Consider the following 17,424-nt stretch of genomic DNA (forward strand, 5'->3'; position numbering starts at 1 on the left):
ATTGAGGATTTCTTCGATTTCTAAGTTTATAGCCCATCAAATTCGCAAAGCGAGTATACATCCATGCCAAGCGCCTCCAGCTTTTTGCGGCCGCCAAGGTCAGGCAAGTCGATCACAAAAGCGCATCCGACGATATCCGCGCCCAGTCGTTCAAGCAGCTTGATCCCGGCCTCGGCAGTGCCGCCGGTCGCCAGAAGATCATCAACAACAAGAACGCGCTCACCTGGTTTTAGCGCATCGTCATGGATCTCGACCGTGGCTTCGCCATATTCCAAAGTGTAATCTTGGCTGATGGTCTTGCCTGGAAGTTTGCCCTTTTTACGCACAGGGACAAATCCAACAGACAATTGATGTGCGATTGCGCCGCCCAAAATGAAACCACGCGCTTCTAGGCCGACGATTTTGTCGATGGGTTGGCCAACATAAGGGTGCAACAGTTGATCGATGGCTAAGCGAAACCCACGTGGGTCTTCAAATAGTGTGGTGACATCGCGAAACATGATGCCTTCATGTGGGAAATCCTCAATCGTGCGGATATAATCCTTGACGGTTTTATTCATCTTACTTTGCCTTCCGTGGTGAGCCGCATCAGGGCCTCAAGCGGGCCGCGTTTGAACTTATAGAACCAGAGGCGGGCGAACAATGCGGCAATCAGGCAAAATCCAACGGAAATTGCAAATACTGTCATTGTTGTCAGGCTTCCATCAAGTTTTCCCAAACCTTCAAGCACCCCCATCCCGATGTAGATGTGCGCCATGTATAAGGTTAGGCTCATGCGGCCCGGTGCTGCCAGAATGGCCCCGATGTATAAGCGGTCAAGTACTGGCGTTATCCGCAAGACCAACCCCAATGTTGCCAATGCCGAACCCGTCCCGGCCAAGATGTAAAACGGGGTTGGGGGAAGGGGGGATGTTCCGGTGATTTCAGCAAGTTCTGGATCTAGTGCACCCAAGCCCCAGCTGAGTGTTGTGACGATGACCGCCATGAATATGCCGCCCACAATCAACCGCAACTGCACATTTTTCGCACCCAAGTCTAGCCGTCCGATCCACATGCCAATCAAAAAGAACGCAGCCCAGGGGAACACAGGGTGCCAGCCATTGTAAAATGAGTGGCGAAAAAACCCCTGTAGTGACCAAAAGTCATTGTATTTCAATGTGTCAAAGTCCCAGCCTGCCTCGTAATTGAAGGTGAACACGGCAATATACCCGATCAACGTGATTGCCACAGCCCCAAGCAATAGGCCTTTGTTCGATGCACGGGTGAACAAGATGCCAATCACAAAATAAAGCGCGTAGAAATGCAAAATATCTGCATCGAACACGATCATATCCAACATGCCGATGACAAATAAAAATGCAGCGCGGCGCAAAGTAAGGTGCCAAGGTTGCCGCCCACTAGATTGCCCAAAGGCGAAACCGACCCCGGCGAGGATTACAAACAATGCCGCTGCGCGCCCTTCAAGCCCATTGGTGATAAGTGACGGCAGGTCGGACGTGGCATTGACTTGGGTTGCGATCCGAAAATTCACCAAAACCATGCCAAGAAAGGCGATGAAACGCGCGATATCAATGCCTTGCAGTCGCATGTTGAGGCTCCCTAAAACAGTTGTGGTTTGGTGATCATCAGCCAGAATATTCCGGTCAACCCAAGGAAAGCGGGCCAGCCGAGGAAAAACCAGATTTTAAAAAGGCGGAAGGCTTCGTCTGGCAGGGGTGAAGCTGTCTCAAGCGCCTGTGCGGCCAAGTTTCTGATTTTGATCTGCAGATGTACGACGGGTAACCAGCAAACCAGGGCGATGAAATAAAGCGCGTAGGTTGCGATCAGCCACGATTCTGTCAGCGCCCATCCTTGCAAATAGATCAGCCAAAGCCCTGTTGCTGGCTGGATTATCCCGGCCGGGGTAGTGAAGATCCAATCGGCCAGCACCACACCGCAGACAACCGAATGCACCGTTTCCACGCGTCCTTTGCGGGACAAATGCATGGCCCAAACCATTTGAAAAGCGGTTCCAATGCCGGTTCCGAACAACACCGTCGAACACAGGATATGTAGATATTTTGCAACGAAATAGCAATCCATCATCGTTCTTCTTCAAGGATGAGAAAAATACATAATAACAACAAAATTGGAATGTTCTTTAACAGGCCTCCGACTGGTAATAACCACAGAGATGGCGCCAAAACGGTCAACCCGATACTGTACCCTCCGACAAGTGCCAGCTGGATCCAGCCCATTAATTTCAACCGCCATCCGCGCAATAATGCAAGGGCGATTGCCAAGTCTGCCAAGCCGCCTAAACGCGCGATTGCGATCAAGGCGCTGTCTGGCAAGGCAGCGCCAGACAACATTGGTAAGAATGCTTCTGACGGCAATAATAGGCCAACTAACCCGGATAAAACCCACATGAAGATTAGGGTTAGCCGCAATACGGGTCGCAACAGATATAGCCGGGCTTGCCACAAATCTTGTGTGCCTGCTGGGCGGGCGTTGATGAAATCAGAAAACCCACGCGGTTTGTTCTTCAACTTCGTCGTGAGGGCTGTGTCCTTCGCTAAGACGCCGACCTCTAGCTGGGATAGGGCGGTGGTGGAAATTGGCCCCATTTGCATGAAATCCCCACAGCGACCTGCCCATCGCGCAAGCCCCTTTGGCAGCGTGAAACATATGCTAGGCCGCAGACCATACCAGCCGCGGTATCCTGCGATCATTTGTCGTTGAGACACTTTCTCAGGCCCGCCAATATCGTGGGGGCCTGATCCAAATTGTGAAGGGGTTTCGACGATTTCGCGTGTGACCCGGGCCAGATCGGCCGCATGTATTGGGTTCATGATCTGCGTCCCTCCGCCGGGAAGAGGTGTTAGCGGTACGCTGGCCAACGCCCGAAGCAATGACGATCCGCCATAAGACGTGTCGCCCAAAACGAGGCCGGGGCGCAGACAGGTGACGTTATGAGTTTGGGCAAGGGCTTCGCCCGCGCGACGCCAACGGGCAAATCTTGTGGTGGCCGTGTCAATGCCCACCGCAGAGATCAAAACTGTTTGCGCGCGGCGTGCCGCTTCATACAGCGCCTTGGGCGCATTGACGTGTACGGCCTCAAACACGGTGTCGGATGCATTCAATAGGCCAGCGGCATTTATCACCACGTCGCAATCTTCTGCAGCGGTCTTCCAAAAGGATGGGTCATGTGTTTCGCGCTTGGACAGATCGGCGTGAAAGGTTTTAAACCCCATATTTTTCAAGGCCTTTACCCGTCTGGCGCAGGCAATTACTTCCCATCCTGCTGTGCGAAACTCAAACGCGATGTGTCGGCCAATAAAGCCGTCGGCACCAAGAATTAAAATGCGTTTTTTCACCCGATCACACGTCCTGCAACGGCATCTAGTTTTGCCATCAGGGCGGGGTCACGTTTGTCAGCCGCTGTTAGGATCGCAAATTCAAGTGCACGATCACAGCCATGCACACAGGGGGCACGATCAGCGCCCAACACCTCAGGCAGTCGGGCAACCATGTCTCGCCCCTTGTTCGCATTTCCCATTAATGTCTTAATGATTTCAGTGACATCAACTTCACCATGGTCCGGGTGCCAGCTGTCATAATCGGTGATCATGGCAACAGACGCATAGCAAAGCTCGGCCTCGCGGGCCAATTTAGCTTCGGGCATGTTGGTCATGCCGATCACATCGCAGCCCCAGCTTTCGCGGTACATTTTGCTTTCGGCCAGCGTAGAAAACTGAGGGCCTTCCATAGCCAAATAAGTGCCGCCACGATGTACATTTATGTCGGCGTGCCGTGCCGCAGTTTCGCAAGCGTCCGACAGACGGGGGCAAGTGGGGTGCGCGACCGAGACATGAGCGACACAACCCGTGCCAAAAAAGGACTTCTCTCGCGCAAATGTGCGATCAATAAATTGATCTACAATGACGAAGTCGCCGGGTGCCATTTCGTCTCGGAAGGATCCGCAGGCAGATACAGAGATCACATCGGTGACGCCGATACGCTTCAATGCGTCAATATTTGCGCGATAGGGCACGGTTGACGGGGAATGCACATGGCCTCGGCCGTGACGCGGAAGAAAGGCCATTTTAACGCCATTCAACACGCCGGTCAGAACCTCATCCGATGGTGTGCCCCAAGGGGTTTCAATCGCCTGCCAGGCCGCGTTGTCAAGCCCATCAATCTCATAGAGGCCAGACCCCCCGATCACGCCAATCATGGTTTCTGTGGTCATCAATGGGCTCCTGCATTGGGTTGTGTTTGGGGTAAGTTAATCATCGGGACGCTTTAGGGTAAAGACCTCTTCCACCTTTGCATAATCACGATATCCCATGCGGGCCAGCGGCTGGTATTTTGTCGCGTCAAATATTCCGTCTGTCATACAATCATCGTTCAAATGTACGCCGATAACTTCGCCAAAGACTACGGTGTTGGCCTCACCCGGCAATTGCACCATTTTTGTCATTTTGCATTCTAAGGCTGCCGGGGCGTTTGCGACGCGGGGGACGTTGATGCCTGTGCAATCGAGTTTTTCCAGACCGGCGTGCAGAAACTCATCTTCATCGGCTGTGAGGGCCGCTGAGGTCGCATTCATTGCGTCGCGCATCTCAAAACCCACGACATTTACGCAAAAAACGCCAGTTTCCTGGATGATGCTTGCGCTGTCTTTCATTCCATCGCGGTCGGGCTTGCCCGAGGTGGTGGCAAACATCACTTGCGGTGGCTCGTAGGCCACCCCGTTGAAAAAGGAATAGGGAGCAAGGTTGTCGCAGCCTTGTTTATCGCGTGTCGATATCCAGCCAATGGGACGCGGAGTGATCAACGCATTAAACGGGTTGTGGGGCAGGCCATGGCCATCTTCTGGGCGGTAAAACATCTGCTTTCCTTCAAAGGCGTCGCGGTTTACTCAGAGGTAATGGCGCATTGGTCCGGGGTCCAGTGCTTGGATAGAAAAACTGTGTGAGGGGACGCGGTGATTGAACTTAGGCAGGAAACGTCAGCGGATTGCTGGGAAGTTGAAGCACTTTATGATCTGTGTTTTGCGCCGGGGCGCGAGGCACTATCATCCTATCGTTTGCGCGAAGGCGTGGATCCTGTTGCTAAACTGTCCATTGTCGCCCGTGACGAGATGAATATCCTTGCAGGCGCAATCCGATATTGGCCGGTCGATGTAAGTGGACAGCGCGTTCTGCTTTTGGGACCAGTCGCTGTACACCCCACCCACCAAGGCGAAGGTCTTGGGGGGTCCTTAATGCGTCACAGCATTGAACTTGCTAGGGAAACCGGATGGAAACATGTGATGCTGGTCGGTGATGAACCCTATTATCACAGATTTGGTTTCCGCCGACTGACCGGTGTGTTCATGCCGCCCCCCACAAATCCGGAACGTGTGCTTGGACTTGAACTTGTGCCGGGCTGTTGGCTTGGGGTCGCAGGCGATGTTCGTAAGGTCGATGTGTAACTGATTATGGCGTGAAGCGCACAAGGTTTCTGTGACGTTTCGTGTTTTGGATGAATGATGCACATCCCATGACCAACAAAGTGCCAGCACCTGAGAGACTGTAACCACAGACCACTGCCCAAACTGGAGCAGCGGTCAGCCATAGGCTAATGGCAATCGAAATAGCAACAAAAAAGCTAAGCGCAATATCAGAGTGATTCATGGTATTCCCCAAGTCGAAATCGAGACATTAATTATGCCCCTAGACTGTCTTGGAAATATTAAATATCCATGAATGTTCCTGATAAGTTCTGGTTTAGCGTTTGTGTAAATAATCCAACACTGCAGGTCGCACCGTTTGGGCTCCGGTCGCACGTGCTTCGTCGATCACGTCCCGCAGTTCTTGCAGGTTTGTACGTCGCAAATGATGTTTGACCGGGCCAATGGATGCAGGGCGCATGGAAAGCGTGTGCAAGCCAATCGCAGCAAAACAGAGTGCTTCTATCGGGCGCCCGGCATCTTCGCCACAGAATGAAAGCGGTGTATTGCTGGCATGGCAGCGTTCGACAATCGTTTCCAAGAAATTTAGAAAACTGACGTTCAGAGTGTCATAGCGTTTGCGCACCCGTTCATTTTCACGATCTGCCGCGAAGAAAAACTGTTTCAAATCGTTGCCGCCGATTGATATGAAATCCGTCATTTCAAAGAACTGCGGAGGCGAAAACGCCAAGGAGGGTGTTTCCAGCATTGTTCCGATTTGCAGGCTTTCGGGCAAGGCATGGCCTAAGACACGTTCGCGTTCGACCTCGCGTAGGATCAGATCTCGGGCCTCTTTGAACTCGGCGAATTCTGCAACCATCGGGAACATCACAGATAATGGCCGCCCCTTGGCAGCCCGCAACAGCGCTTGAATTTGCATGCGCATGACACCGGGTTTATCAAGGCCAACCCGGATCGCACGCCATCCCAAGGCGGGGTTGGGTTCATCCAGCGGGTTCATATAGGGCAGTACTTTGTCTGACCCAATATCAAGCGTACGGAAAATCACGGGCTTGTCTTGTGCTGCATCCAGAACTTGGGTGTAGGTCGCTGCCAATTCGGCACGTTTGGGCATTTTGTTGCGAACTAAAAATTGCAACTCGGTGCGAAACAAACCCACACCTTCCGCGCCCGAGGTGGGCAGGGAGGGGAGATCGGCCATCAGGCCAGCGTTCATGGTCAGCCTGATGACTTCGCCTGAGAGGGTTTCTGCGGGTTTGTCGCGGATCGATGTATAGCGTTCCTGGGCTTCAGCTTGCATCAAGATCTTGTCGCGAAACGCAGTTGCAACGCTTTCATCAGGGCGCAAATGCACAGTACCATGTTCGCCGTCCACAAGAATCTGGTCGCCATTCAGTGCTTCGTTGGTGATACGTTCCGTATGGATCACAAGCGGGATCGCAAGGGCACGTGCAACGATGGTGGCATGGGAGCCAACAGAGCCTTCCTCAAGCACGATCCCCTTCAGCCCCCGGCCGTATTCCAGCAACTCAGCGGGGCCAATATTGCGCGCAATAAGGATCGGGTTTTCGGGCATTTCCGCGCCGGTATTACTGCCCTGACCCGTCAAAATACGCAGCAAGCGATTGGAAAGATCATCTAGGTCGTGCAATCGGTCGCGCAAATACGCATCCGATGCTTGGGACATGCGCGCGCGGGTGGTGGATTGTTCCTTCTCAACCGCAGCTTCTGCGGAAAGCCCACGTTTGATGTCTTCGGACATCCGACGCATCCAACCCTTGGAATTGGCAAACATGCGATAGGCTTCAAGAACCTGCACCTGGTCTTTGTCTCCGCCCGCTGCGTTGTCGAGCATTTCGTCAACGGAAATTCGCAGCTGGTCCACGGCTTCTTCGAGACGCGCTTGTTCCGCTTCGGGATCCTCTGCAATTGGGTTGGTCACAACAACGCGGGCCTCATGCAGCCAGACATTGCCTTCTGCCACGCCTTCTTGTGCCACGGATCCGCGCAACATCACTGCCTGGCTGTGGAGGGGGGATAGCGCCGCGCCTTCGCCAACAAAGGCCCCTAATTCCGTCATTTCAGCCAAGACCATGGCAACGACTTCTAGGGCATAAACTTCATCATCGGTATATGTGCGCGCGTCTTTGGATTGCACGACCAACACGCCCAAGCGTTCACCTAGGCGCTGCACAGGCACGCCTAGGAAAGAGGAAAATACTTCTTCCCCGGTTTCGGGCATATAGCGGAAGCCCTTTTCGGATGGGGCGTCGGGTGTGTTCACAAGGCGCGAGAACTTTGCAACTTTACCAACCAGGCCCTCGCCGATTTTCATACGGGTTTGGTGCACAGATTCCGCATTCAAACCATGCGTCGCGCAAAGCTCAAGCGTGTCATCATCGCGAAACAGATAGATAGAACACACTTCGGCCTGCATCGAATCCGCGACAAGTTCGGTGATCCGATCAAGCCGTGCTTGGCCCGCTGTATCTTGCGCCAGTGTTTCTTGCAGCCGCCCAAGAAGCTTGCGGCTTTCACTTTCAGTGCTGTGTGCCATGTTCTGTCCTGTGGAACCCTGTTTTCTGCAGCTTATGCAAAAAACAAAAGAGGAACCAGTGAAATGCGCCACCAGAACCATATCCTTCATTCCAATGACAATAAGGATATGTTGCGGTGTGATTGTACTGCGCTATGGTTGCAAGTGGGGGATGAAAGGCAAACCTATGAGAAATGTACGAATAACGCTGTCGAGCTGTGTAATGGTCGTCGCATTGGCCGGGTGTGAACGAACACCAGAACGGGACCAGGCCATCAATGAATTCCTATGGGGCCAGAATTACAATCAAAGTTGTAATGACATTTACAACCAAACCCTGCGTGAAGGATACTCAGAGAGCCGCGCGCAAGAGGCCTATCGTGGCTGTAAGGCCAGCGGTCGGACATAGCTTCGTCTACTGAAAGATCGATAAATCCAAATCAAGTCCGACGCCCAACCATATTCCTCGGTCGCGGTGATCTTGGAGATGCTGCCCGGTGTCTGGATGTGAAAAAACGATCAGCCCCTGACGGTTCAAAGCAAGCCAGGGCAGAAGTTCTGCGAATTGTTCCGGTGTTGCCCCCAGCTGACATGAAGGCATGGGGTGGGGGCCAACGGGGCGGTCATGCATGCGCCCCATGGTGACGCCGAATTTTGCAGCGGCTTCATGGCAGATAGCGTCTGCGCGGGCCTTACTGCCGGCTTCATAGTAAATATGTGCGTGATATCCGATTATGGTCATGGGGGCCTCTGCAGAGTGGGTGGTCTGCATGTAATTTGGTCGTGAAGCCCAGGCAGCACAAGCGCAATATCGGTGAGTGGGTACAGGACCTATGTGCGCCTCTGCACGGAACCCGTCAGAAAAAAACCACCGACCTGCAACGGCAAATCGGTGGTTTTTTAGTGTATTTGAAAAAGGTTAGGCTTTTTCCAGCTCAAAGCTGTCATGCAGCGCTTGCACGGCCAATTCCATGTATTTGCGCTCAACCAGAACAGAGATCTTAATCTCGGATGTGGTGATCACTTTGATGTTGATGCCTTCGTTTTGTAGCGCTGCAAACATCTGCGCGGCAACACCCGCGTGGGACCGCATGCCGATGCCGACGATGGAGATCTTGGCAACAGCTGTGTCAGCGACCAGATCGTGATAGTTGATGTCGCCCGCATCTTTAGAAGCTTGCATTGCCGCTTCTGCACGCGCGACTTGGTCGGTCGGACAGGAGAACGTCATATCCGTGCGCCCATCTTCAGAGATATTCTGCACGATCATATCGACGTTGACGCCAGCCTCTGACAGGGGGCCAAAGATCGCGGCAGCAATGCCAGGACGGTCCGCGACCGAGATCAGGGTGACTTTCGCTTCATCGCGGGAATAGGCGACGCCGGCAACTACATTTGATTCCATGATTTCCTCCTCGGCGCAGACAAGCGTACCGGAATTTTCATCGTTATCTTCAAAACTGGACAGAACCCGCAGACGCACACCAAAGCGCATCGCAAGTTCAACAGAACGGGTTTGCAGAACTTTCGCACCTAGGGATGCCAGCTCCAGCATTTCTTCAAAAGCAATCTTATCAAGTTTGCGCGCCTTGTCAGAAATACGCGGGTCGGTGGTGTAAACCCCGTCCACGTCAGTATAGATGTCGCAACGTTCCGCGCCAAAAGCGGCGGCAAAGGCCACAGCGGTTGTGTCAGATCCCCCGCGACCCAAGGTCGTGATGCGCCCTTCATCCGAGATGCCCTGGAAGCCTGCAACAACAGCAACCCGCATACCTTCGCCAAATTTGGCGTTCAGATTGTCGGTTGGGATTTCTTCAATCCGGGCGTTTGCATGTGCGGACGTGGTTTTCAGCGGCACTTGCCACCCTTGCCAACTGCGCGCCGGCACATCCATTTGCTGCAACGTCAAAGCCATCAAGCCTGCCGTGACGTTCTCGCCAGAGCTGACCACAGCGTCATATTCGCGTGCATCATACAGCGGCGAGGTCTCATTCACCCAACCCACAAGTTCATTGGTCTTGCCCGACATTGCCGAGACAATCACGATCACGTCATAGCCTTTGGCGACTTCCACCCCAACCCGCTTGGCCGCACGTTTGATGCGATCAAGGGATCCGACAGAAGTTCCGCCAAATTTCATTACCAAAAGCGGCATGGTGTTTCCTTTACCCAGCGCCAATAAATCCAGCATTTCATAGGAGGTTGGTCGCCCGGGGGCAAGAGCCAAGAGCGCCTTCATGCGCCAGGTCCGCATTGTGCCTAATAAATGGGCATTGGCACCTTACGCAGAGGGGGATTCAGAAATGAAGCTGTGTTTGTTTTTCTCGAGACGGCGGATGAAATTTTGTTGGCGTTTTCCGGGTGGGATGGGCCGCGCGGACGCACGGGAAAACGTGTTTTCGCTTAACTCTGGAAACAGAGTGAATATTTCTTCCAGCGCTTTTTGGGGAAGGGTTTTGAGCGCCTCTGGGCCGGTGTGCAGGCTTTCCGACGGGGCCCCTTCAGCATAGACAATTTCATGTTGGTCGAACAGCAGGTGGTAATAGGTCACGGGCCCGTCCACAGGCATGATCTCGATATCTGGAAGTGCAGTTAACTTGATGGCTGAAATCAAGACTTCATTCTCGTCAAACATTCGTTTGGAAAGCCGCGACACGGTCAGCATCCGGTGTTGCCGTGAAACAATCAAATCTCGCGCTGGGGTCATATTCGCCAAAGCACCAGCTTTAATGCAAACGGGCCGAAGTTTATGGTTTCTCTCAAGTTGGGCAGACGAAATTTCTTTTTTTCCAATCCATCGAATTGGTTGTGTGCCTCTGTCTCGGGTCATGACCAGATCGCCGGGCGACAGGTTTTCAACGGCCACACATCCGGTTTCAGTTTCAATCATTGTACCTGCGGTAAAACAGACAACATCATCAACATCGCCTGTGGATAGAAAAATCCAACCATGCTGTCTGTCAGCGTCAAAGTTTGTCACCGTGATCTGGTCAAACGCAGTGTTGACAGAGACGTTTTCAACGATGTTTGTATTGAACGGCGCTTCGTAAACAGCTGTGGTGCCGCTGGTGCCCGTGCTGAGATTTGTGACGACGGGGGTTCCGGCCAGTGTCGATTGAATTTCAAGGCGGTCGTTAAAGCCGCCTTGGTAGTTGTTCGAATTCACATCGCCGATGCTAAATGTGAGATCTTTAACGGGTTTGGAAAACGTCAGCGTGAACGTATCTGCATCCGTGTCGACTGCGTTGTCGGATTGCACCTGTCCAGTGCTGTTGATGTGAAATCCGCTGGTGAAGGTCGCCGTTACTGTAACGGTTTGGCCATCAGCGTCGACAATGGTTTGGGCCCCATTGCTTAGCAATGTGGCGAAATTGATCGCGACCATTTTGGATTCCAATTGTCCAACAAGAAGGGGGGAGGCAACGCACAGATTTCACAAACAAGAAAATACGATGATGCAACGAGACCTGTTTGCGGCTCTGACGAGATGCAAGTTGCGCGAACAGTAACGCGCTATGGTTCGATGTATTCAGAGCAGTCTAAACATCGGAAATATGGCCTAAAAAAGGCATTTTCAAAATTACAATTTTAGATTGCTCGCGTCGATTCCCAAATCACTTTATGGGGGTGATTTGGGACCGAAATGCTAATCATAGAGCCCGTGATAGGGGGAGAATGTGTCTACGTTAGAAGCTGGTAATTATTTTGGTGGTTTGCGAAATCATCCCAATTACAATGCGTGCGGTGTTCCGTCGAACGCCAGAAACTCGCCGCTGCGGGTCATACTGAGGCGCGCAAAGTGGCCGATCAACTGTGTTGCGGACTCGGTCGGTGTGACATGGCCTTCATCACCGCCCATGTCTGTTTGAACCCAGCCGGGATGGTATACGCCAACAGCTATGCCCTCACTGCGCAGATCATGGGCAAGGTTGAATGTTAAGTTGATGACAGCGGCCTTAGATGCGCGATAAATATAGCTGCCGCCTTGGGCCTTGTCGCGGGTGCCCATTTGTGAACCGATAATCGCGATCTTAGGGCTTTGGGCGCGGCGCAAAGCGGGCAGGGTGGCCTCAATCGTTTTGTAAACACCGGTGACATTGGCAGCGAACGTTTGCGCCCACATGTCAGCAGGCAAATCATCCCCGCTATAGCGACCTTTATCCAGATACACGCCCGCGTTACAAACCAGCAAATCAATGCCCTGGGTTTCCAGAGACTGCCCTAAATCCTTGGCAGAGCTTTCGCAGGTGACATCAAACGACAAAAAATCACGGCTTTCTGGGCCTCGTGTTGTGCCGATCACGCGTTGGTTTTTCGCCTGATACTGAAGCATCATTTCTGCGCCAATGCCCCGATTTGCCCCGGTGATCAGAATTGTCATGATGTATCTCCCGCCAGAATTTTGGGCAGGTTAGTTGGTTTTGCGCGTGGGGGTAAAGGGCAAAGGCAACACAGGCACGCCGTCTTCGATCAGTGATTTGGCCTCTTCCGGTTTTGCTTCACCCCAAATGGGGCGGCTGTCGATGTCGCCGTCATGCATGGCGCGCGCTTCCTCTGCAAAGCTCATCCCGACGTATTCCGAGTTTTTTTCAACGTCAGATTTCATCCGTGCGATTGCAGCTTCAGCATCTGTTTGAGGCGCAGATAGTGGCTTTTCCACCGCGGACGGTGACGGTGGGGCAGTCGCCTCAGCCGGTTCTGCGGGTTTGGCCGCCTTTTTGCGCGCGGTCGTCACTTGTGGGGCCATCAACGATTTTCGCGTATCTGCAGATCCACAGACAGGGCAGGCATTCATCCTCGCACTTTGAAGCGTTTCAAAGGCATCGGATGATTTAAACCAGCTTTCAAAGCTGTGATCGTTTTCACATTTCAGCGTATAGCGGATCATCTACCCATCCTGTCCCTAAATCGTAAATAAGCCCCTAGCGCCGCAAAGACAATGATATGTTAAGGCTGGGCGCTGATATTCTGTGATTTGGCGCGCCAAAGTAGGGGCAGAGTTAGTCAAAGGTCTTTGGATTAAAGTTTTGGATGATTTGCGCCAGTTCCGGTTCATCAACCAAACTTGCGGCTTTCTTTGGGGAAAACCATTGCCGTGAACGCTCATTGACTTCGGGGTAGTCCTTCAAGACTTGCTTCACTTTCAGCGGGAAAATCGCAACGATGCAGGGGATTAATTCATCGGAATTTCCTGATGCTTCCCGCATGGTTGAATACAGGCCCAACACCGTTTCATAGACCTTGCCTTTTACGCCCGCTTCTTCAAAGGCTTCGACAGATGCAGCTTCTGATGGTGTTTTACCGTCCATCGGCCAGCCCTTTGGAACGACCCAGCGTCCGACACCGCGAGATGAGATCAGCAAAACCTGTAGGCGTCCCTGATGACGCCGGTAGCATAGGCTACCAAATTGCGTCCGCAAAGAACGTTTCCCGCCGTCGGCAAGATTGATCGGTTGTTGCTTTGTTGGTATCATCGTCAGACTTGTTGTACCTGCCGCGCATAGTATCAAGGATTTGTTTCAAATACCTTACTATACGGGATATTTCCTGTTCGCATTCACTTTGCCCCTTATTGGAGCAGGCCATCGCATACGCCCATGAACTGTATTTTTCAACCACAATGTCCGGTGTTGGTTGTCAAACCCCGCAAAATGGACGGAATTTCTTGAAAAATCGTGATTTGCACGACGCCGGTCCGCCCATGTTTAGTGGGTGAAACTTTGGACTACCCAAAACCCAGGGGGCTGCCTATAGTGCATATATTGATGATCACCAAGGCAAGGGGACTGCAATGCGCTGCCCATATTGTGGAAATGTAGATACGCAGGTGAAAGATTCACGCCCTGCGGAAGATCACGTTGCGATCCGTAGACGGCGGTTTTGTCCGTCTTGTGGTGGGCGCTTCACGACTTACGAACGGGTGCAGCTGCGCGATCTCGTGGTGATCAAATCCAACGGCAAACGTGAAGACTTTGATCGCGACAAATTGGAACGTTCTATTCGAATTTCCATGCAGAAACGTCCCATCGAACCTGAGCGGATTGATCAGATGATTTCGGGCATTGTGCGCCGCTTGGAAAGCATGGGTGATACTGACATCGCATCTGGCCAAATCGGCGAGATCACCATGGAAGCGCTGGCGCGGATTGATACCGTTGCATACGTGCGTTTTGCGAGTGTTTACAAGAACTTCCAAGCCGCCGATGATTTCGATAAATTTGTCAGCGAACTGCGCCCGCCAGAAGCGGCTGACGACTGATTTACCCGCAAGGATGTGCTGATGTCGGCTGACGATTTGCGCCATATGAAACATGCGATGTCGCTTGCAAGGCGTGGATTGGGAACGGTTTGGCCGAACCCTTCGGTTGGCTGCGTTATCGTGAAAAATGGCGTCACGGTTGGGCGTGGCCACACTGCGGTTGGCGGCCGTCCGCATGGCGAACCTCAGGCGTTGGCTATGGCTGGAAACGCTGCCATGGGCGCGACGGCATATGTCACCCTTGAACCCTGTTCCCACACCGGTAAAACCCCGCCCTGTGCACGGGCTTTGATTGATTCCGGTATCGTGCGTGTGGTGTCGGCTTTGGAAGATGACGATCCAAGGGTTGCGGGGCGTGGACACAAGATCTTGCGTGAGGCAGGGATCGAAGTCGTCACAGGGATCTGTGCATCTGAGGCCCATGCGCTGAACGAGGGTTTTTTTCGGCGGATCAATCTGGGCCGTCCGATGCTAACTTTGAAACTGGCGTCCAGTTTTGATGGACGTATCGCAACTGCGCGTGGCGAAAGCCAATGGATCACAGGACCGGCTGCGCGGCGCAATGTTCATATGGAACGGGCCCGTCATGACGCTGTTTTTGTTGGGGCAGGGACCGCACGTGCCGATGACCCGTCGCTTAACGTGCGTGGGCTTGGTGTGAGACAGCAACCGGTGCGCGTGGTCGCCGCGCGGATGCTGGATATTCCTTTAAGCAGCAAGCTTGCGCAGACCGCGCGCGAAATTCCGGTTTGGATAATGCATGGCCCATCCGCGCTGCGTGAACATCGTGACGCTTGGACTGCATGCGGTGTGAAACTTATTGAAGTTGCTGAAGAGAATGGCACTTTGTCACCGCTTGCGATGATGCAGGCGCTTGGGCACGAAGGCTTGACACGGGTCTATTGTGAAGGCGGGGGGCAGCTTGCTGCGGCTTTGTTGCGTGCCAATATGGTCGATCATATTTCAGGCTATACTGCTGGGATCATGCTGGGGGCAGAAGGCCTGTCGGGGCTTGGGCCGATGGGGTTGGATCATTTGGCGGACGCCCCGCGTTTCACCTTGAAGGATGTGAAAGCTCTTGGAGGCGACACGGTTCACAGCTGGCAACGTGAAAGCTGATCAACGCGTCCAAATCCAACGATAGCTGGCCAAACGCCCCTGTAGCTTCGATAAGATCCGATTGTATCGAGAGGGGGCAGGAAAATCCCCCGAGATCAAACGCTCGACGATTGTCTCAGCTGGCGAAGCACGTCCGGATTTTGGATCAAAATAGCGGGGGTAATCGATTAGGGCCGCATAAGCCAAGCCCGCAACAGTTGGTCGTGCATGACGGCGTTTAGGTGTTTCAGACATATCCTGGGTAAGCCCCCACCCGGCATAAAACGGTACACCATAACAGGTGACTTTGTTGCCACGCAGAAGGGCTTCAAACCCCATCAGTGACGTCATGGTTGACACTTCATCACAGTGATCAAGTAGAACCGCAGGATCGGCATTGTCTATGACGTAATCGGCCCACTGAAGCGCCTCTGATTGATCTAGGCCCCCCGTGCGCAGGCCAACTTCACAATCCGGGTGGGGTTTGTATAGGATCTGCGCATCAGGGTTGGCTTCGCGGGTGGCTTGCAGCAAACCTGCATTGCTGCTGATCGCATCCGTTCCAAACCGAATAGAGGCATCATCTTCGACCTGCCCCGGCACCAATATGCATTTTCGGCCCTCTGCGCGCGGTGGTAAAGTGATTGCGTCTGGTTTCAGATTATACTTGCTGAGCCTTGCATCGGTGATTTTATGGATCAGGCGCTCAATGCGTGTATCTTCGGCGTCGCTTAGACGCTGGCGCTCTGCTATCAGGTGTTCCAACCGGCTTGGGGTGCGTGGATCATAATATATGCCTACGTCATCCGCGACCAAGGATAGGGGCGGGGTTAAGTTTGCGCCCAGCCCGCGCGAACGTAGGAAACCATCTTCAACACGTCTTAGGGTGGTGTGTTTGGCCGCATCGCGAATACGATCATCTGCATATCCAGCCCAAATCATCAGATGTCGGCGGTCATGTCTTGCATTGGCGGCAGCGCGTTTAGGGCGGTCGTCAAACCGTACTGCGCGTTGATGTCCAAAGAATTTTTGTAGGTGCCCGCGTTTCCAACTGCGCATGGCCATGGCGATATAGCCTTGTCGATCCTCTCGCCACTGTCGAACTTCGGCTTCCAACGCACCGATCGCGTCCTCTAAGCTACAGAGGCGATCATTGCACGGGTCATACCAAGTCGGGTATAAAATCATTGCTCCGGCAAAAAGCTGGGCACGGGTTAAAACACGTTGGCGCCGATCAACGGGGTGTTCGTCCTGTGTCAGCCCCCAGCCAGCATAAAAGGGTTGACCAAACACGCGTGGTTTGTGGCCTGCGAAAATGGCTTCAAACCCCAAGGTAGAGGACACTGTGTACACGGCAATCGCCCCTTGCATTAAGCCATAGGGGGACACTGGACCCGTGAATAAGGTGACGCGGTCGTTCTCGTCACTGGGTGTGAAGTAACCTTCGCGATGGCCAGCGGCGGTTTCTGGGTGGGTTTTGATTAGTATCTTTGCGTGCGGATGTTCTTGTTGTGCAAAGACCAACATCTCTCGGAAGGTGTTTGAGTTGGCCCCGCTATATGTCACCGAGGCGTCACCGCGCGTTTGATCGAGAACCAGTACATAACCGGCTTCGGGTAAGTCATGGGCTGGATCAAAGTTGTTATACTTGGACAGATGGGCCTTGTGGATGCGCTCGATTGCACCACGGGCACGATTTAATATAGCGGTGTCATCTAAAGGGGTTTGTGTAAGGATTTCTTCAAGTCTAGAGGGGGTGCTGCTGTCGAAATGCACGGCTTTGTCGTCCAAAAGCAGACCAATGGGTTCACTGCCACTTCGACCGGGTAATACTGATCGCAAGAAAGCATCTTCAACCCGCAGGATGGGTGCGTCATGTCTGTCGGCCACCTTTTCACCGCGGGGCGAGGTCGGACTTTTCCCCCAAACGCCTACCATGTCGCCTGCGGAAGGAGTGCCGATTTTTATCTCATATCCGGCAAGTGTGAGCATGCGCCGGATACGGGGTTGAGTGAGAAAACCACCATTATAGACATAAAGACGCTGGCCCTTTTCAGGTCCAGCGTCTTGTAAGCCGTTACTCTGCTTCGTCAT

At 53.1% G+C, this 17,424-nt stretch carries 18 protein-coding genes; 3 read left to right on the forward strand and 15 right to left on the reverse strand.

Annotated features, from left to right (window positions below; genetic code table 11):
- Window positions 1-26 precede the first annotated feature (26 nt).
- The 6 genes from RJ38_RS17135 to RJ38_RS17160 are packed head-to-tail and all read right to left on the reverse strand — an operon-like array spanning window position 27 to window position 4,873.
- Complete coding sequence (locus RJ38_RS17135) at window positions 27-560, reverse strand: adenine phosphoribosyltransferase (protein WP_039020071.1); 534 nt, start codon at window positions 558-560, stop codon at window positions 27-29.
- On the reverse strand, window positions 557-1,588 hold the full coding sequence (locus tag RJ38_RS17140; RefSeq protein WP_039020072.1) for a DUF418 domain-containing protein: 1,032 nt from the start codon (window positions 1,586-1,588) through the stop codon (window positions 557-559). The genes RJ38_RS17135 and RJ38_RS17140 overlap by 4 nt, the downstream gene beginning before the upstream one ends.
- Window positions 1,589-1,599: 11 nt before the next feature.
- Window positions 1,600-2,082 carry a DUF2269 family protein gene (locus tag RJ38_RS17145; RefSeq protein ID WP_039020215.1) on the reverse strand — a complete coding sequence of 161 codons (483 nt, stop codon included), beginning with the start codon at window positions 2,080-2,082 and terminating at the stop codon, window positions 1,600-1,602.
- Window positions 2,082-3,356: a DoxX-like family protein gene (locus RJ38_RS17150; RefSeq protein ID WP_039020073.1), complete on the reverse strand. Its 1,275-nt coding sequence runs from the start codon at window positions 3,354-3,356 to the stop codon at window positions 2,082-2,084. Before RJ38_RS17150 ends, RJ38_RS17145 begins: the two co-directional genes overlap by 1 nt.
- The gene (locus tag RJ38_RS17155) at window positions 3,353-4,231 is read right to left on the reverse strand and encodes an S-methyl-5'-thioadenosine phosphorylase (protein ID WP_039020074.1); all 879 of its coding nucleotides are present in this window, start codon (window positions 4,229-4,231) and stop codon (window positions 3,353-3,355) included. The genes RJ38_RS17150 and RJ38_RS17155 overlap by 4 nt, the downstream gene beginning before the upstream one ends.
- Before the next feature lie 36 nt (window positions 4,232-4,267).
- A complete protein-coding gene (locus tag RJ38_RS17160; protein WP_039020075.1) occupies window positions 4,268-4,873 on the reverse strand; it encodes a flavin reductase family protein in 606 nt (201 codons plus the stop codon).
- 96 nt (window positions 4,874-4,969) lie between these two features.
- On the opposite strand from RJ38_RS17160, the gene RJ38_RS17165 reads away from it, so the two are divergent.
- Window positions 4,970-5,458, forward strand: coding sequence for a GNAT family N-acetyltransferase (locus RJ38_RS17165; RefSeq protein WP_039020076.1), 489 nt, complete (start codon window positions 4,970-4,972; stop codon window positions 5,456-5,458).
- 4 nt (window positions 5,459-5,462) lie between these two features.
- Here RJ38_RS17165 and RJ38_RS17170 read toward each other — a convergent pair whose 3' ends face one another.
- The 8 genes from RJ38_RS17170 to RJ38_RS17210 form a co-directional block, all read right to left on the reverse strand.
- A complete protein-coding gene (locus RJ38_RS17170) occupies window positions 5,463-5,660 on the reverse strand; it encodes a hypothetical protein (protein ID WP_039020077.1) in 198 nt (65 codons plus the stop codon).
- A gap of 93 nt (window positions 5,661-5,753) precedes the next feature.
- Window positions 5,754-7,994, reverse strand: a complete 2,241-nt coding sequence (gene ptsP, locus RJ38_RS17175) for a phosphoenolpyruvate--protein phosphotransferase (RefSeq protein ID WP_039020078.1) — start codon at window positions 7,992-7,994, stop codon at window positions 5,754-5,756.
- 394 nt (window positions 7,995-8,388) lie between these two features.
- A complete protein-coding gene (locus RJ38_RS17185) occupies window positions 8,389-8,715 on the reverse strand; it encodes a DOPA 4,5-dioxygenase family protein (RefSeq protein WP_039020080.1) in 327 nt (108 codons plus the stop codon).
- Between the two features lie 177 nt (window positions 8,716-8,892).
- Window positions 8,893-10,128: an aspartate kinase gene (locus tag RJ38_RS17190; RefSeq protein WP_039020216.1), complete on the reverse strand. Its 1,236-nt coding sequence runs from the start codon at window positions 10,126-10,128 to the stop codon at window positions 8,893-8,895.
- A gap of 126 nt (window positions 10,129-10,254) precedes the next feature.
- A complete protein-coding gene (locus RJ38_RS18335; protein WP_052245520.1) occupies window positions 10,255-11,358 on the reverse strand; it encodes a Hint domain-containing protein in 1,104 nt (367 codons plus the stop codon).
- Between the two features lie 345 nt (window positions 11,359-11,703).
- Window positions 11,704-12,354 (reverse strand): SDR family oxidoreductase, encoded by a 651-nt coding sequence (locus RJ38_RS17200; protein ID WP_039020081.1) that lies wholly within the window; start codon window positions 12,352-12,354, stop codon window positions 11,704-11,706.
- Window positions 12,355-12,384: 30 nt separating this feature from the next.
- Window positions 12,385-12,861 (reverse strand): DUF1178 family protein, encoded by a 477-nt coding sequence (locus RJ38_RS17205; RefSeq protein WP_039020082.1) that lies wholly within the window; start codon window positions 12,859-12,861, stop codon window positions 12,385-12,387.
- Window positions 12,862-12,973: 112 nt separating this feature from the next.
- Window positions 12,974-13,447, reverse strand: a complete 474-nt coding sequence (locus RJ38_RS17210) for an NUDIX hydrolase (protein ID WP_039020083.1) — start codon at window positions 13,445-13,447, stop codon at window positions 12,974-12,976.
- Window positions 13,448-13,764: 317 nt separating this feature from the next.
- Between RJ38_RS17210 and nrdR the strand changes: the two genes are divergently transcribed.
- Window positions 13,765-14,232 (forward strand): transcriptional regulator NrdR, encoded by a 468-nt coding sequence (gene nrdR, locus RJ38_RS17215; protein WP_039020084.1) that lies wholly within the window; start codon window positions 13,765-13,767, stop codon window positions 14,230-14,232.
- A 21-nt stretch (window positions 14,233-14,253) separates the two neighbouring features.
- A complete protein-coding gene (ribD, locus tag RJ38_RS17220) occupies window positions 14,254-15,351 on the forward strand; it encodes a bifunctional diaminohydroxyphosphoribosylaminopyrimidine deaminase/5-amino-6-(5-phosphoribosylamino)uracil reductase RibD (protein WP_082005816.1) in 1,098 nt (365 codons plus the stop codon).
- On the opposite strand, the gene RJ38_RS17225 is transcribed toward ribD, so the two are convergent.
- Window positions 15,352-17,424 (reverse strand): capsular polysaccharide biosynthesis protein, encoded by a 2,073-nt coding sequence (locus RJ38_RS17225; RefSeq protein WP_039020085.1) that lies wholly within the window; start codon window positions 17,422-17,424, stop codon window positions 15,352-15,354. It abuts the gene before it with no gap.

The organism is Halocynthiibacter namhaensis, from assembly GCF_000812685.1.
GTDB lineage: Bacteria > Pseudomonadota > Alphaproteobacteria > Rhodobacterales > Rhodobacteraceae > Halocynthiibacter > Halocynthiibacter namhaensis.

Coding starts and splice junctions, on each gene's coding strand:
- RJ38_RS17135 (WP_039020071.1), bottom strand. CDS start 560: ATGAATAAAACCGTCAAGGATTATATCCGCACGATTGAGGATTTCCCA.
- RJ38_RS17140 (WP_039020072.1), bottom strand. CDS start 1,588: ATGCGACTGCAAGGCATTGATATCGCGCGTTTCATCGCCTTTCTTGGC.
- RJ38_RS17145 (WP_039020215.1), bottom strand. CDS start 2,082: ATGGATTGCTATTTCGTTGCAAAATATCTACATATCCTGTGTTCGACG.
- RJ38_RS17155 (WP_039020074.1), bottom strand. CDS start 4,231: ATGACCACAGAAACCATGATTGGCGTGATCGGGGGGTCTGGCCTCTAT.
- RJ38_RS17160 (WP_039020075.1), bottom strand. CDS start 4,873: ATGTTTTACCGCCCAGAAGATGGCCATGGCCTGCCCCACAACCCGTTT.
- RJ38_RS17170 (WP_039020077.1), bottom strand. CDS start 5,660: ATGAATCACTCTGATATTGCGCTTAGCTTTTTTGTTGCTATTTCGATT.
- ptsP (WP_039020078.1), bottom strand. CDS start 7,994: ATGGCACACAGCACTGAAAGTGAAAGCCGCAAGCTTCTTGGGCGGCTG.
- RJ38_RS17185 (WP_039020080.1), bottom strand. CDS start 8,715: ATGACCATAATCGGATATCACGCACATATTTACTATGAAGCCGGCAGT.
- RJ38_RS17190 (WP_039020216.1), bottom strand. CDS start 10,128: ATGCCGCTTTTGGTAATGAAATTTGGCGGAACTTCTGTCGGATCCCTT.
- RJ38_RS18335 (WP_052245520.1), bottom strand. CDS start 11,358: ATGGTCGCGATCAATTTCGCCACATTGCTAAGCAATGGGGCCCAAACC.
- RJ38_RS17200 (WP_039020081.1), bottom strand. CDS start 12,354: ATGACAATTCTGATCACCGGGGCAAATCGGGGCATTGGCGCAGAAATG.
- RJ38_RS17205 (WP_039020082.1), bottom strand. CDS start 12,861: ATGATCCGCTATACGCTGAAATGTGAAAACGATCACAGCTTTGAAAGC.
- RJ38_RS17210 (WP_039020083.1), bottom strand. CDS start 13,447: ATGATACCAACAAAGCAACAACCGATCAATCTTGCCGACGGCGGGAAA.
- nrdR (WP_039020084.1), top strand. CDS start 13,765: ATGCGCTGCCCATATTGTGGAAATGTAGATACGCAGGTGAAAGATTCA.
- ribD (WP_082005816.1), top strand. CDS start 14,254: ATGTCGGCTGACGATTTGCGCCATATGAAACATGCGATGTCGCTTGCA.
- RJ38_RS17225 (WP_039020085.1), bottom strand. CDS start 17,424: ATGACGAAGCAGAGTAACGGCTTACAAGACGCTGGACCTGAAAAGGGC.